This window comes from Symplocastrum torsivum (genome assembly GCF_059505465.1).
Genome location: NZ_JCACKQ010000115.1, coordinates 1 through 15,530 on the forward strand (window position 1 = coordinate 1; position 15,530 = coordinate 15,530).

Consider the following 15,530-nt stretch of genomic DNA (forward strand, 5'->3'; position numbering starts at 1 on the left):
ATAACTAATTAATCCATCGGTTGTTTTCCTCTGACTTATTCAGCAAGCCCTAATTCGAGGATTGTGGGAACAACCCACACAAAAATTGCTAATGAGAAGACTGCTAAATAGTGTTTTGATTTACCCCAATTCCAGCCAGCTTTGGAGAAACCATCACGGAATATATAGCGACCAGTGATATAGGTAGCCACTGTGACCATAATCATTGGTAATGAGCTTAAGGCATAGCGCAGAAATGGTGTTTCTGCCCAAAGCACATAGGCGATTTGAAATGGCTAAGATACCGCCACAACAATTAATAGATATGTTCTTAGCGAGAAAGGTTTCTGGGGATTTCTCATGCTTGAACGTTATACCATTCTGGATTTTGGATTGTGGATTTTATATTTTGGATTGCAAAAGCCTTCTGGAGGCAATGGTTTCAATCTATGATCTGTCGCATCCTCTGTTTAAATTGGTATTACTTCCAGCATTTTTGGCGGTTGTCTGCGTCAGAACTTTGCCTTGGCGATCGCGTGTGACGGTTGCTTAAATGGGAATTTGCAATTATGTCCCCTGAATCCAAGCTAGAGCTACCGTTTCTTAACCGTCCCCACGCCTTCCCCAGATTCCCGCACTTGAGGAGAGCCAATATACTCTACTGAACCCACGCCGGATACAGTTGCATCTAGGTTCTCACTCACATTAACCACAGCGCTTCCCACGCCACTGTTGCGAACTGTAGCTTGCTTAGTCTTGAACTCTTCACCATTAAAACTGCCGACCCCGGAAAGAGTGAGTTCCAGCACATCGACACTTCCGGCGATCGTCATGCTACCCACCCCATCAAGGGAAATCGACAACCGTTTACCTTGGATATCTTTTACCTCAACAGTGCCGACACCCTTGATATTCAAGCTCTCCAAGCTCTTGACCTCTACAACAAACTCAATCGGTCTAGTCGGGTTGAAGTTGGCATCTTTCTCGATGGTGAGATACAGAACGTTGTCAGCCACATAACTTTCTAAGAGGGGCAAAATGTTGTCATCAGCAGTGATCTTCAAGGACTCTTTTCCCGTCTGCTGCACCGTAACTCTGCCCACAGATTTACTAGAAATAGATGAGAATTCACTCGCTTCTCTAGATTCGGTTTTGACGATTCCAGACCCTCTAACCCCATTATTGAAATAGCAGCCCCCGGATAGGATCAAAGCGGTCAAACACGCAACCAAACTGGATAGCTTTCTCATTGTTTTGCCTTGCTTGGTTCAAGTCTTCTTAAATGTCCGTCTAGCCATTTATCAGTTATAAATACAATTCCAAAGCTGCCAATAATAAAGAAAAGTATTCCTATCAAAAAATGTTTTAAAATGTATGCAGCTAAAGCAAATGATGTTATTCCACCGACAATTATTCCTGCCATTCGGATTGGCCATACCCAAAGGGAATTATCTTTAAGACGAGATGTTTTACGGCATTGCGGACAGCGGTGCCCTCCCAATGGTGCTGCCCAGTATCGCCGCCAAGTCAAGGGAAAAGAATGTTGGCAGTAGGGGCATACCAACGGCTTTCTGAAGCCTTTGCCTTTGGAGTGAGAGGCTTGATGGTTGGTGGGTATACTCATGGGGTTCTCCTATCGCTCAGTGTTGATAATTCTTGATTTCAACCACTCACTAAAGGGGATGCGATCGACGGCTCTAGCGGAAACGCTAACCATAACCAAAGATAGAGAAATAAAATCAGTCCAGGGATCAAGACAGCTAAAGTAACGGTGACAATTCGTACTCCTTGAATTGGCAGTCGCCAACGCTGGGCAATGGCTGCACATACGCCTGCAATTACTTTGTGGCGACGACTGCGGTAAATAGAAGAGAGGGTAGGCCAACGCTTGACTTTGAGAACCCAAGAAATCAGAAGTCCAATCGCACCTAAAATAGCCGATGGTATGGTCACAATCGCCAACCAGTGAGCAAAAACCATCCCTGTAACAAGGTCTCCGTGCCAGGATGGGGCAGGACAATTAAAGATAATCGCTTCTGCCTCACAACCAAAGCGGTCAGACAAACTCAGTCCTCCCCAGGCTATTAGAAGTGGAAAGATTCCATAAAAGATACAAAGGCAAAATAAAACCAAGTGCCCACGCATCGAAGGTGATCTCAGAATTGCAATTGAAGCGAGTGCTGGAGCACCCAAAAACAGTGTCAAAGCCAAAGGCAAGTAAACCATCATTTTTCTTAGATCGATTCTTCTAATTGGGATTGATTAACTGTTTATCTCTAATCTTTTGAGTGTGATCTAATTCCATCCACCGCACCAGGAAAGCCCACGACGCGCAGAGAGACAATAGCACTACCTTAGACATCTCCGAAAAAGAATCTAAAACCCTTATCCTGTCTAGGTGAAAACATAATTTCTGGAGATGTCTAATAGCACCCAACTCGATAATTACTGACTGCTGACTCCATCAGTAGTTCGTCCACTCATCTCACTCGGATGGATACGGTAGAGCGCCATTTCCTCTGCACGACCCCAGGCATCAATCCAGGTTCGGTTAATAGCGGGCGAAAGCGTTGGATTACGCTCTTTGACAAATTGCATCACGCGATCGATATCTTGCTGTTCTGTGATATGTTCGGCTCGACCCGTTACAGTAACGCTGCGCCAATGCTTTAGATCGTTAACTTCTTCAACTTGCAAACAGACTTCTGGATTCGCGTCCATATACTTGGTCTTCATCCCAACCGTGGTGAAGATGTAGATGTCTGGGTCATCGAAATAATAATGCATTGGCACAACATACGGATGTCCTTCAAGGGCACAACCAAGGTGCCCATGTCCTACTTGCTGTAGGAGCATTTTTATTTCTTGTAAGCTCATTTCATCAATATCTAACATCATCATTCTCCGTCTTAGATTCAGTTAATTTGTACAGAAATACATTGACTCTAGTATCAAAATCGTTAAGAGCCTGCTCACTGTAAATTGGGTCGCCCAAGATAACTTTGCAGTTTGTGCCATTCGTCAAAATAGTCACGTCTGAGATCGTGAAAGAATGCACGGCTCTCCTACCAGCGGAATACCTTCTGAGGCGGATGCAACCTCCGCTTTTTTCAGTCTCGTTTTCTAAACATGCATTTCCTGATGGCAGTGACTACAGCGCCAGTAAAGTTCTCCAAAACGCACATGACGAAGTAAAAGGTATGAACAGTAAGGACAAAGATGCTTATTCATCATCGATTGACTCCTTATTGTCGATATACCCAGGTGACTGCGACTCTTTAATAAAGCTTTATTCCTCATATATTTCATCAAACCTTGGTCATTTATTTTAACGATATTAGCATAACATTCTGGTGTTATAAATTATGTATAATCTGGCGTTTGATCAGCGTATAAATTGTATATATTGTACTGAATCTTATAATTTTTTTAAATAATCTGTAAACGCATCACTCAATCTTATTATTCAAATAATAAAATAGCTAAGTAGGTAGGTATTAATATTTGTCGTTGAGGCAAGACAGAAAGCAGAAGGGAAGAGGATTTGAGTTTCTTAATATTTGTTGATATGCCTTCGTTTATTTGTGCATACCTACTTATTATCAGACAAATTAATCGTATATCCATTCAAGGATAGATACAAAATATTGAGGAAAAACCTACAATAAATTCAGGTATATAATACTCATTTTTTAAAAATATTACCTTTATTAAAAAATGGGCAATTAGCTAGTTACCGAAAACTGTCTTCCCTGTTATAGAGCCAGATAAGTTTGCCTGATTTTTACAGAAACCTGGGCGATCGCAATCTGAATCTCGCTCGGTTTCGGTGAACTAGCGCGAAGCCTCAAATCAGGCTTGACGCTTCGCTACTCGTAATAAACCTTCTGTCCTCTGCCTTCTGCCTTTTGCTATATCTACCGAACCAAGCCCAAGTTCTGCAATTCTTTGGGAGATGCCAGCACATCAATTGCCACCAAGAAAACCTTCCCTTGAGGATTGAGCAAGAACCGCCATGCTAGATTTATGCCAACACTCTCACCAAACCAGGGAGTGTGTACTTTCCCCGTCACTTTAATCTGAGTAAACTCTCCTTCTGCTGGCTCAGATACCCCCCGCTGTGGCATTAGCTTGAGTCCGTAGCATTCTTCACGCATATACAGGAGGATGTTCTCATGACCCACAATCGGCTTTTCAAAAGGGGGTTGCAGGGCACCATCTTCAGCAAACAAAGCTACAGCCGCCGGAAAGTCAAAGGCGTTCATGTTCTCCATGTAGCTCAACACTGTCAAGTTATCGATGCCCTCAATTTTGACCTTAGTTCGGGATGCAAAATCTTGAGGTGGAACTACAGGTTCTTTAACTTTTTGAGTACCCCCAGTTGGCACATATCCCATGTTGACGACAATATCCCGTAACACGCTCAATTGCTGTCCTCCTTCAAGCTGACGGATGACTTTGAGTACATCGGATGCCTTCGCAGACAGTTTATAGGCTTCTGGAATGGGAGCAACAATTCCCTGTTTCATCCACTCGCTTAACTGATACCAGAAGCCCAACTTGACATTCATGCCGAAAGACGAATAGGTGCGGCAGATGGGAGTGTCAGTCTGGTTAACCAGATCGCACATCACTTGGGCTTGCTCCAAAGCAGGCATCTGCTTAATTTGATTCAGGGTGTTTTCTGCGAAGATCATGTTGGCTGCCGACATAGCAGCGGGAGTAATTGTAGTTCCCATCTCGGTGTAGGCAAACCACAGTAAAGCTAACTGATCCTCAGCACTGAGTTGATTGAATGATTCAACTGTAGCTGGAACCGCATTAGCAACTTGAGTGTTCGGAAAAATGGAACGTGCAGACTCGATAGTAAAAGACATGAGCAAAATCTCCAAAACGAAATTAAATTAATTTGTTGACAGTTTTTCAAAAGGGGTGATGCTAGCTTGAAACTGCCGGACATAACTGATTTTCGAGATTGCTCTCGTTATGTCTAAGGACATTCCCCAAAATGCGTTGAGCGATCGCATAACTGGATTGTTGGCAAATCGCTAAACAGTCAAGCACACCAAGGAACTCATCAAAATTCAGGGGTTTAGTGAACCACATGTCAAACCCAGCCGAGAGAGCACGTTGTTCCGTCTGTTTATCGGCATAGGCTGTCACAGCCAGGGCTAGTGTCTCTTTCCCTCGCGCTGCCGTGAGTGTTCTCACTTGACGAATCAGGGCAAAGCCATCCTCCTTTGGCAAGGCAATTTCGCTCACGAGGACATCCGGCTGCCATTGCACAAATATGTCCAGAGCTTGCTGGGCTAAAAAAGCTACTCGCACCTCTACACCATAGGCTTCTAGCAGCAGCGTCATCAAATCGCAGGCATCGATATTGTTATCTACAACGAGCATTCGTAGCCCTTGGAGGGATGGAATATTACTCAGAAATCCATGATCTATATACATAGCAGTTCCTATGAAAATTTCATGTGTAACGACTGCTAAAAACGCGAACCCTATAGAGGTGTTAACCAGAAGGTGACTAATTTCTTCAAGTTCTCCTACCCAATGGCAGAGTGCTGCTTCATTTCTGGGGTTATTTGGTTAACTACGACAGGAAAAGTAAGGAAAGTATCAAATCTGAGTTCTTCCAACGTGGGGCAGTAAGGATAGGGAGTTACTAGCCCATAGATAGCTAATACTATCTATGGGTTTAATTACTCAGGAATCAATACTGTGTCAATGATGTGGATGACACCGTTATCAGCATCAACATCCGGTGTTGAGACTGTGGCATCATTCACCTTAACACTGTCATTGGAAGCGTCAATTTTCACATCTGAACCTTCAACCGTAGTTGCTGATTTCAGCGTTAAGCTAAAGTCAGCCGCCTTCACTTTGCCTGAGACGACGTGATACGTCAGGATTTTCTTGAGCTTTGGAATGTCCTTAAGCAATGCATCTACTGTGCCGTTTGGAAGCTTAGCAAATGCCTCATCAGTAGGTGCAAAGACGGTAAATGGACCCGCGCCTTTTAAAGTATCTACCAGACCAGCCGCCTTGACTGCAGCCACCAGGGTGTTGAAGGAACCAGCTTTAACTGCAGTATCAACAATATCAGCCATTTATCTACCTACTTTTGTGCAATCTGTTAACAACTTTTAGTATGACATCCTGTTGTTATAAATCATGTTTAACGAAGTGTTTGATTAGTGTATAAATTGTATAGGTTGTACTAAAAAGATTCAAATCGTTACAATAAATAAAGCTAAAATTACATAAACATTGCATAAACTAAGTGTATCTGTTTCTAGAATTTGATCTACCCTTTAATAAGGTAATCAAAGTTCATTAAAAATCTACAGTTATAGGCTAGTTTTTTATCAAAAAAATAGTTTATCAAGTAGCTTATAATAAGTGCTTAATTTATCACCAACGATAGATGGTGATAGGTTTGAGGTCAATTTAGATAAATATACATCTCCAGAAATTAAGTTTCAGTCCAAGTGCTACAAGGATTTCATCTTAATTTTTGGAGTGTCTAATAGACTTAATGAGTCTTTTTCCTGGATATCGAGGATGTTGTCCTTAGCTATCACAACTGCCAATTTCCAACTGATTACGAAGTCGCGCCCAGAATGCCGCCACCCTAATCAACTTCGATCATTTTGCTATTGGCAGTTTACCCGTGGGTTACTTCTGCCGAGCTGGTCTAGTTTTTTACTTGACTAGGCTGGAGTAGCATTTTTTCCCTCACTAATCTGCCACTTGGGTTACTTTTCAAAATACTAGCTAGCTTTGATGAAAATATTTCTAGGTTGTACTTCTGTTCACATAAACGGCGAGCACGGTTTCCCATTTCCTTTGTTTCAGATGGATGAGCGAAAAGATAGGAAACCGCCTGTTGCCATCCTTGAACATCTCCAGGTTCAACCCAAATTCCGATTCCTTCCTTTTCAATGTCGATATCAATATAGTTGTTTCTCGTCATTATGACTGCTTTTGACATAGCCATAGCTTCGATAAGGCTTGTTAAGCCTATCAAACTATTTGGCACATTCTTTAAAGGAATAGCAACTGCATAAGCTTTCCTATACTCTGCTAGCATTTCCACATATGAAATTATGTCTTTTGTCGGATGATTATATTGAATGCTAATGTTTGGAGGAAGTCCCGAAATAGTAGGAGCAGATTCCCCTGTACAATACACTCGTAAAGGATAATTCTGGTCAATGAAGGCTTGAACAAGGGTATCAAAATCTCGGCGGGTTTTTCCCGCGCTAAGAATAAAGGCAGCCTCATTTCCTAATTGTTGGTTTTTTACTGTCTGGTCATAAAAATGCAAATCAGGTCCCCATTCTAGCAAGTGCAGCTTCTCTACAGGTACCTCGAATTTATCTTCAAGTTGCTTTTTGACTTCCTTGTGAAGGCATATAAACTGATCATGCCCTCCATAAAGTATTTTGAAAATAAGTTTATTGTTCAGAATACTTTTCATTGGATGATGAATAATAGGAATAACTGGCTTCGGAAATAGACCGATAGAGCGCAGAATTGCAAGGAAAAATGTATTATACTGACAGGCTGAATAAATAACGTCATATTGAGACTGTCTGAAAAGCAATCTGAGTTGCTGATCTAAATCTCCTAAAATTTTAATTTTAGTACTTAACTTCTGCAAATTGACGTACTTTGTATGGGGTAAGATTTCAACATCAATATTGTGTTGATGTAAATGTGTCGCTCCCCAAAAGTGTTGCCCAGGCTGTGCTTTGTTTTTCCACTGTTCAACATCCATCTCATAGTTGTTAATGTAAACTACTTTCATTCTTTTTTCCTCTTATTTACGCAAATTGGTTGAGTTTGATAATTACCCAGAAGAGTTATGACTCTCGTACTTTCGGAACCAGCTTGTTGGAACTTACGCTTCACCTATTCCTCACTTAAGGATTCAAATCCCTTAGATTATTGAGCAGGTGGTATGCCAGACTGATACATTAAGTGCTTCCACAATCAGTGCCGCCCTCATTGCTGAATATCGGAGCAGCCAACTGCGCGATCCGCTACCCTAGGGGAGAATCCGAAACGAAAGTCCTGAATACTCTTCCAAGACAATCTTGTAAGGATCGGCACAGCATTGATGTCACTAGCTCTCAGGCAGATTAGTCGAAGCTCTGGCTCATATTTGAGCTTTGTAAGAACGCCGTGAACCTAGCCCCCTCGAAATCGAGACATCTTTCTCGTTAGCTGAGAAAAGAGGAATTGGAAAGTTTATTGTGTACATATTTAGTTGAGAGGCTACCTTTAAGGAAAGGTTTGCACAACTATGTAATTACTTCATTGAAAGAGAATACAGGAGAATTGTTAAGAAAAGGGAAAGAAATGTAAAGTTTGTACAACTAGGCATCGCCTTCATCGAAGATACAGGAGAGCGACGTAGTTGCAAAGTGTTACCCAATTTGAGGTCTAGACGATGTAGTACCTCTTCAGGCAATCTCAAGGGGCGATCGCAAAAATTAGACAAAAAACTAGACAAGACATCAAGCACTAATACCATATGTAGTAGGGGCGCATAGCTGTCATTGGTGTCAACTTAAGACAAGAGCGAATGAATTCGCAGCTATAAAAACCAAGTCCGCCTGCGCGGACTAACGAAAAATCAATGGTTTTGAAACCCGCGTAGGTGGTTTTCGTTTGTGTAGCTGCGGTTTCAACCGCCAAATCAACGTTAAGTTGACACCAATGATAGTTGTGCGCCCCTATAGATGCCGTCTTAAAGACCGAATTGCGTAAGTCCTATTGGAGTTAGATTTCCCTAAAACCTACCACCTACGACCTAACCCCTTGACAGGGGTAGATAGTGCTACGCAACAACGTTTGGTGGATGTTGCTTTAACACCTGCTTAAGATACTGCCCTGTATAAGACCTCTCATTCTCCGCTACTTCCTCCGGCGTTCCCACCACAATTACCTCGCCCCCTTTATCGCCACCTTCTGGTCCCAAATCAATTACCCAATCGCAACAGCGAATCACATCTAAATTGTGTTCAATTACCAAAATTGAATTACCTTTATCTACCAAACGTTGTAAAACATTCAACAAATGATGGACATCGTAAAACGATAAACCTGTAGTCGGTTCATCAATTAAATAAAGAGTCTTACCTGTAGCGCGGCGAGCAAGTTCTGATGCTAACTTCACCCGTTGCGCTTCACCACCCGATAAAGTTGGTGCAGTTTGTCCTAAGCGGATGTAACCCAACCCAACATCAACTAATGTTTGCAATCGTGTGGATGCTCTGGGAATATTTTTAAACACCTCCAACGATTCTTCTACTGTCATATTCAGGACATCAGCAATTGAATGTCCCTTATACTTCACCTGCAAGGTTTCTCGGTTGTAACGTGCGCCTTTGCAAACTTCGCACTGCACATAAACATCCGGCAGGAAGTTCATTTCAATCACATTTACCCCTTGCCCACTGCACGCTTCGCAACGTCCACCTTTGACATTGAAAGAAAATTGCCCTGCTTTGTAACCTCTAGCTTTCGCTTCTATCGATTGAGTAAATATCTCCCGAATCGCATCAAATACCCCTGTGTAAGTAGCAGGATTAGAACGAGGAGTGCGACCAATGGGAGATTGGTCAATCACGATCGCTTTATCAATCGCATTTAACCCCTTCATTTCCTCCAACTGAGCAGGAAACGGCACCTTACGAATGAGGTGATGTTGCAAAGCCGGGTATAGGAGTTCGTTAACTAACGTGGATTTCCCGGAACCGGAGACACCTGTAATGGAGACAAGCTTACCCAAGGGAATTTCAACATCAACGTGTTTGAGGTTATTGCGGTAGGCATCTTTGATCAGAAGCGATCGCCCATTTCCTTTTCTGCGTTCAGCAGGTGTTTCAATTACCTTCCGCCCTGATAGATAGGCACCCGTCAGTGAATCCTCTGCTGATAGGAGCGTCTCCAAATCACCCTCTGCGACAATCTTTCCCCCGTGAATACCCGCCGCCGGCCCAATATCAACAATGTGGTTAGCGGCACGAATCGTTTCTTCATCGTGTTCTACCACAATCAAGGTATTACCCAAATCCCGGAGTTTGGTCAGCGTTTGTAGTAAGCGTCCATTGTCTCGTTGATGCAAGCCAATACTCGGTTCATCTAATACATAAAGCACCCCAGTCAGACCTGAACCAATCTGTGTGGCAAGGCGAATTCGCTGTGCTTCCCCTCCAGAAAGCGTCATTGCCGCACGGTCGAGGGTGAGATAATCTAAGCCAACATCAAGGAGAAATTGTAGCCTTGCTCTAATTTCTTTCAGTGCCAGGTCGCCAATTTGGGCTTGGCGATCGCTTAACTGCAATTTGTTAATTCGTTCCCGACATTTTTGAATCGAAGCACCTGTTAAATCCAAAATTTGATATTGCCCTAGCCGTACCGAAAGCGCTTCTGGTTTTAAGCGTTTACCCTGACAAACCTCACAAGGCTGGTCAATCAGATATTGTTCAAGCTTCTGTTTTTGTAAATCTGAGCTTGTGTCGTCATATTGCCGTTGCAAAATCCGGATGACACCTGCGTAATGCCGATAATCATTGCGTTCTTCAATCCAAATTGGTTTTTCAGAACCGTATAAAAGAGTCTGTTGCTGTTCAGTTGTAAGCTGCTTCCAACGAGTTTGGATTTCAAAACCATAGGCTTGTCCCACGCTGTAGAGCAGAGAGAGGTAATAGGAATTATCCTTATCTGACCAAGGTGCGATCGCAGCATACACAGGTGCTTCTGGGTCAGGCACAACCAAGTCTGGTGAGAAAGTCCGCAAGCTTCCCAATCCGTGACACTGAGGACAAGCACCGTATGGAGAGTTAAAGGAAAATAGTCGGGGTGATAATTCCTCCATCACTGCCCCATGTTCCGGGCAAGCAAAGTTTTCTGAAAAGACTAATTCTTTTGGGGGTTGTTGGTAGGAATCATCACCATCTGTAGCATTTTCTGGTATGTTACTATCATGTTTGACTTGCCCGTCTGACTCATCAGAAGTATCATTTAACACTTCAACAACCGCAATTCCACTAGTACGCCGTAGGCAGGTAGAAAGAGAATCAGTCAAACGCTCCTGTAGACCTGGCTTCTTAATCAGTCGGTCAACGACAACTTCAATGTTGTGAGTATAATTTTTATCCAATTCAATCGAATCACTGAGTTCTCGAACCTCGCCATCAACTCTGACGCGAACAAATCCTTCTGAGGCGAGACTCGATAGCAGTTTCTTGTGGGTGCCTTTCTTGCCCCGTACCACAGGAGCGAGGATTTGAAAGCGGGTGCGGTCGGGCAGCTCCATAATGCGATCGCACATTTGGTCAATTGTCTGAGGGGCAATATTGCGATCGCAAATCGGACAATGCGGCTCCCCAGCTCGTCCAAATAATAGCCGCAGATAGTCGTAAATCTCCGTCACCGTACCAACGGTAGAGCGAGGATTATTAGATGTCGATTTCTGGTCAATCGAGATCGCAGGACTTAAGCCCTCAATCGCATCGACATCCGGCTTATCCAGTTGTCCTAAGAATTGCCGCGCATAAGCACTAAGAGATTCAACATAGCGGCGCTGCCCTTCAGCGAAGATTGTGTCAAAGGCAAGGGAAGATTTACCAGAACCAGAGACACCCGTGAAGACAATTAAGCGATCGCGCGGCAGTTCCAGGTCAATATTCTTCAGGTTGTGCTGCCTTGCTCCCCGAATGCGAATGATGTTCTGGCTATTTTGATAGGTATTAGTAGTCGGAAGTTGCCCAGCTTGGGATTCAGTGGACAAGAAACCTGAAATATCAGCACGGTCAGACATGGGAAGCAGAGAGCGAAATAGTCCCTAACAATCTTAACGCTGCCGCTTCTAGACCATGGGGCATCAAGCGATAGAGATTAAGATTGCTGCCTAATGGAATTACAACCTGCTAGTAGGGAAGGTGGGGCAGAAATTACTCCCTCATCTCCCTCACGCTTCCCCAACTGCTTCTATCGCCGCTTCAAGTGCGATCGCAACATGCGTCCAATGCGTTCCCCCTTGACAAAATGCAATGTATGGCTCTCGTAGTGGACCATCCGCTGAAAATTCTGAGGTACTGCCATCAATAAAGGTGCCGCCTGCCATCACTAGCTGGCTCTCATAACCGTACATCTCAGCAGGTACGGGTTCGAGATAGGAACCGATAGGTGAGTGGTGCTGAATCGCTCGACAAAGGGCAATCAGCTTCTCTGGTGAACCCAGCTTCACTGCCTGAATCACATCACGACGGGGTGCCATTGGCAGAGGATTGACTGGATAGCCTAACTGTTGGAAGACATAGGCAGTGAGATGATTACCTTTAAGCGCTTCTCCCACCATCTGAGGGGCAAGAAACAATCCTTGAAACAGCAACCGATTCTGCTCAAATGTCGCGCCACCCGCACTGCCAATTCCTGGTGCAGTCAGACGGCAAGCTGCTGCTTCTACTAAATCAGCACGACCCGCAACGTAACCTCCAGCGGTAACAATTGTGCCACCGGGATTTTTAATCAAGGAACCCGCAATCAAGTCAGCCCCAACGGCTGGGGGTTCTCGATCTTCAACAAACTCGCCATAACAGTTATCAACAAAACAAACGGTATCGGGATTTTGTTGTTTAACTAGTTGAACAATTTTTTCAATATCAGTAATCGAAAGGCTATCTCGCCACGAATAGCCACAGGAACGCTGAATGAGTACTAAACGAGTGCGATCGCTTACCGCTTGCGCCAGAGCTTGCCAATCAACTTTTCCTTCAGGAGTTAGAGGTAACTGACGGTAATTAATGCCAAACTCAATCAGGGAGCCTTGGTTTTCACCACGTAAACCAATGACTTCTTCTAACGTATCGTAAGGAGCACCAACAACGGCTAGCATTTCATCGCCAGGACGTAACACACCAAATAAGCAACAAGCGATCGCGTGGGTTCCTGACACAAACTGCACCCGCACGGCGGCAGCTTCTGCACCCATCGCCTGTGCAAACACTTTATCTAACGTTTGGCGACCCAAATCATCATGACCATAGCCACTAACTCCGGCAAAGTGATGAACACCCACACGATGCTCTCGAAAGGAATCCAGCACTTTTTTGAGATTTTGCTTGACTCTCGTGTCAATTCCGTAAAAAATCGGGAATAGTGCCTTTACGGCTGCTTGCAGCTGTTCTGATCTGTTCATTAAAACGTTGATTGTCGATTTGGGTTTTTAGAACCAATCATAAATCTGAAATTTGCACATCAAACTACTTTGTGCAGATCGACTTGAAACATTGATCTTTATCTTATATAGGGTTACTGCATGACAATTGCCACCTCACCTCAACTCCGCTTCAACTGGGTCAACATTATTTACATGGCTCTGATTCACGTTGGGGCGCTTTTTGCCTTACTTCCCAGTAACTTTAGCTGGAAAGCAGTCGGCTTAGTCGTTTTTCTCCACTGGGTAACAGGTGGCTTGGGTATCACGTTGGGATGGCATCGATTGGTAAGCCATCGCAGTTTTCAGACTCCCAAGTGGCTGGAATATTTCCTGGTTTTCTGTGGCGCACTAGCTTGCCAAGGGGGAGTCATCCATTGGGTTGGACTCCACCGCATCCACCATTTACACTCCGATACCGAACCCGATCCACATGATTCCAACAAAGGCTTTTGGTGGAGTCACATGGGTTGGATGTTCTATCAAGTTCCGGCTCATGATGACATTCCTCGATTCACTAAGGATATCTGGGATGACCCAGTTTATAAGTTCTTACAAAATTACTTTGTTCCCGTTCAAGTTGTCTTAGGGCTGTTGCTGTTTGCAATCGGCGGTTGGCCGTTTGTTGTTTGGGGAATATTTGTTCGGCTTGTAGTTGTGTTCCACTGCACTTGGTTTGTCAACAGTGCTACCCACAAGTTTGGGTATCGCACTTACGACTCCAATGATCGCTCGAAAAACTGTTGGTGGGTTGCCTTAGTCACCTATGGTGAAGGCTGGCACAACAACCATCATGCTTACCAATATTCAGCACGACACGGCATGAAGTGGTGGGAAATAGACTTCACCTGGATGACGATTCAGTTCCTACAACTTTTGGGTTTGGCACAGAAGGTAAAACTGGTTGAGAAGGCTTAAGACTTGGTGACTGGGGATTGGGAATGGGTGATTGGTGACTAGGTAGAGAAGTCATTGGCTTAGCTGATTGATTACCGAACACATCTTCCTAATCCCCAATCCCCAATCCCCAATCCCTAAAACTGCCCATTTCCCTGAACAACCTGTTTAAGGGTTGTCAGCGATTCTAGGTTAATCATCCCGCGACGATAGCCTTTCTGGTTTGATATGCCTAAGAAGACCGCGTCTCCCCGTTTTGGGTTACGTGAAAATCGCGGTGAGGAATTGATGTAAGCTGAGGAGCTATCAACACCGAGGGCAAACTGACGGCTTTCTTGGTAAGACTCTGTAATTAGGCAGTCAGCATGACCACTACTATAGTGATTCATCCATGCGATCGCTGATTCAATGCTATCGACTACTTTGAACGCAATCACTTTGTCTAAATAAGGTTGGTTCCATTCGGATTCGGCTGCCAAGGTTAATTGGTCGGGAAACTCAGCCACCAGTTCGGAATCACCCCTGAGTTTGAAGCCTTTTTCCTTAAGGCTGTTCCACAAGATCATTAAAGCAGAGGGCTTTTGATAGCGATTGATGAGAATCTTTTCGATCGCATTTACAGGATCTGGCTCACTGGCATGGCTATCCAAGATTACTCTACGCACCATTTCCAAACTACCTGTCGCAGACCAGTAAAGGTAGCAGTTGCCCATTGCTGACTTCAACACAGGCGCGGTGGATTGCTGCACGACTTGCTGCACCAGTGTTGGTCGTCCGTAGGGAATGACTAAATTCAAAAACCGATCTTGAGTGACTAAATCTCGAATCGAAGCGCCTTGCTCTGATGCCAAGATTTCCAAGCATCCTGGGGGTAAACCAGCCTCATCGAGAGCATCCTGTAACGCCTGGGCAATCACCAAGTTTGATTGACTGGCTTCGCTACCGCCTCGGAGAATCAGGCTATTACCTGTTTTGAGACAAAAGCCTGCTGCGATTGCTGCCAATTCGGGAAACGCTTCATAAATGAAAGCAATCACACCCAGTGGCATTAGCTGGCAGTAAGTCTGAGAATCATCAAGCTGGTAGGTGGCATTCATCACTCGCCGGATTGGATCAGCGAGTTCCCCAATCCTGTGCAAGATCTGAATCGTTGTCTGTAGCCGTTCTGGTGTTAGTTTCAGCCACTCTAAAATTAGCTCTGGCACTGCCATTTCCCGACTGGCTTCTAAATCCAGCGTATTAGCATCCAAAATGTCATCAAAGGCGTTTTGCAGCGCCTGTGCCATTGCATGGACACCACGACTGCGATCGCCTCCTCTGGTCGTCGCCAATGTTAAAGAAGCCCGGTAAGCACGGGTCACAGCATCAGTAGGGTTAGGCGCAAAGCGTCCCGCATCCGCATCCATATCCATCTTCT

General features: G+C 44.3%; 15 protein-coding genes. 3 read left to right on the forward strand and 12 right to left on the reverse strand.

Annotated features, from left to right (window positions below; translation table 11 throughout):
- Positions 1-35: 35 nt before the first annotated feature.
- A complete protein-coding gene (locus AC5JL3_RS27560; protein ID WP_496077501.1) occupies positions 36-257 on the reverse strand; it encodes a hypothetical protein in 222 nt (73 codons plus the stop codon).
- A 14-nt stretch (positions 258-271) separates the two neighbouring features.
- On the opposite strand from AC5JL3_RS27560, the gene AC5JL3_RS27565 reads away from it, so the two are divergent.
- The gene (locus AC5JL3_RS27565) at positions 272-532 is read left to right on the forward strand and encodes a hypothetical protein (RefSeq protein ID WP_496077502.1); all 261 of its coding nucleotides are present in this window, start codon (positions 272-274) and stop codon (positions 530-532) included.
- 40 nt (positions 533-572) lie between these two features.
- Here AC5JL3_RS27565 and AC5JL3_RS27570 read toward each other — a convergent pair whose 3' ends face one another.
- A complete protein-coding gene (locus tag AC5JL3_RS27570; RefSeq protein ID WP_496077503.1) occupies positions 573-1,229 on the reverse strand; it encodes a GIN domain-containing protein in 657 nt (218 codons plus the stop codon).
- A complete protein-coding gene (locus AC5JL3_RS27575; RefSeq protein WP_496077504.1) occupies positions 1,226-1,402 on the reverse strand; it encodes a hypothetical protein in 177 nt (58 codons plus the stop codon). Before AC5JL3_RS27575 ends, AC5JL3_RS27570 begins: the two co-directional genes overlap by 4 nt.
- A 66-nt stretch (positions 1,403-1,468) precedes the next feature.
- Between AC5JL3_RS27575 and AC5JL3_RS27580 the strand changes: the two genes are divergently transcribed.
- Positions 1,469-1,639: a hypothetical protein gene (locus tag AC5JL3_RS27580; protein ID WP_496077505.1), complete on the forward strand. Its 171-nt coding sequence runs from the start codon at positions 1,469-1,471 to the stop codon at positions 1,637-1,639.
- A 2-nt stretch (positions 1,640-1,641) separates the two neighbouring features.
- Here the strand turns inward: AC5JL3_RS27580 and AC5JL3_RS27585 are convergent, their stop codons facing one another.
- The 8 genes from AC5JL3_RS27585 to AC5JL3_RS27620 form a co-directional block, all read right to left on the reverse strand.
- Positions 1,642-2,043: a PspC domain-containing protein gene (locus tag AC5JL3_RS27585; RefSeq protein ID WP_496077506.1), complete on the reverse strand. Its 402-nt coding sequence runs from the start codon at positions 2,041-2,043 to the stop codon at positions 1,642-1,644.
- 381 nt (positions 2,044-2,424) lie between these two features.
- Entirely contained in the window at positions 2,425-2,880 is a 456-nt protein-coding gene (locus AC5JL3_RS27590; protein WP_496077507.1) for a pyridoxamine 5'-phosphate oxidase family protein, read from the reverse strand.
- A gap of 1,016 nt (positions 2,881-3,896) precedes the next feature.
- On the reverse strand, positions 3,897-4,856 hold the full coding sequence (locus tag AC5JL3_RS27595; RefSeq protein WP_496077508.1) for an orange carotenoid protein N-terminal domain-containing protein: 960 nt from the start codon (positions 4,854-4,856) through the stop codon (positions 3,897-3,899).
- A 61-nt stretch (positions 4,857-4,917) separates the two neighbouring features.
- Positions 4,918-5,433 carry a response regulator gene (locus AC5JL3_RS27600; protein ID WP_496077509.1) on the reverse strand — a complete coding sequence of 172 codons (516 nt, stop codon included), beginning with the start codon at positions 5,431-5,433 and terminating at the stop codon, positions 4,918-4,920.
- Between the two features lie 251 nt (positions 5,434-5,684).
- A complete protein-coding gene (locus tag AC5JL3_RS27605) occupies positions 5,685-6,092 on the reverse strand; it encodes a fasciclin domain-containing protein (protein WP_496077510.1) in 408 nt (135 codons plus the stop codon).
- A 587-nt stretch (positions 6,093-6,679) separates the two neighbouring features.
- Positions 6,680-7,795: a glycosyltransferase family 4 protein gene (locus AC5JL3_RS27610; RefSeq protein WP_496077511.1), complete on the reverse strand. Its 1,116-nt coding sequence runs from the start codon at positions 7,793-7,795 to the stop codon at positions 6,680-6,682.
- 1,035 nt (positions 7,796-8,830) lie between these two features.
- Positions 8,831-11,818, reverse strand: a complete 2,988-nt coding sequence (gene uvrA / locus AC5JL3_RS27615) for an excinuclease ABC subunit UvrA (protein ID WP_496077512.1) — start codon at positions 11,816-11,818, stop codon at positions 8,831-8,833.
- A 150-nt stretch (positions 11,819-11,968) separates the two neighbouring features.
- A complete protein-coding gene (locus tag AC5JL3_RS27620; protein ID WP_496077513.1) occupies positions 11,969-13,198 on the reverse strand; it encodes a methionine gamma-lyase family protein in 1,230 nt (409 codons plus the stop codon).
- A 120-nt stretch (positions 13,199-13,318) separates the two neighbouring features.
- Between AC5JL3_RS27620 and AC5JL3_RS27625 the strand changes: the two genes are divergently transcribed.
- Complete coding sequence (locus AC5JL3_RS27625) at positions 13,319-14,134, forward strand: acyl-CoA desaturase (protein WP_496077514.1); 816 nt, start codon at positions 13,319-13,321, stop codon at positions 14,132-14,134.
- 116 nt (positions 14,135-14,250) lie between these two features.
- On the opposite strand, the gene AC5JL3_RS27630 is transcribed toward AC5JL3_RS27625, so the two are convergent.
- Positions 14,251-15,519: a glutamate-5-semialdehyde dehydrogenase gene (locus AC5JL3_RS27630; protein ID WP_496077515.1), complete on the reverse strand. Its 1,269-nt coding sequence runs from the start codon at positions 15,517-15,519 to the stop codon at positions 14,251-14,253.
- Positions 15,520-15,530 lie beyond the last annotated feature (11 nt).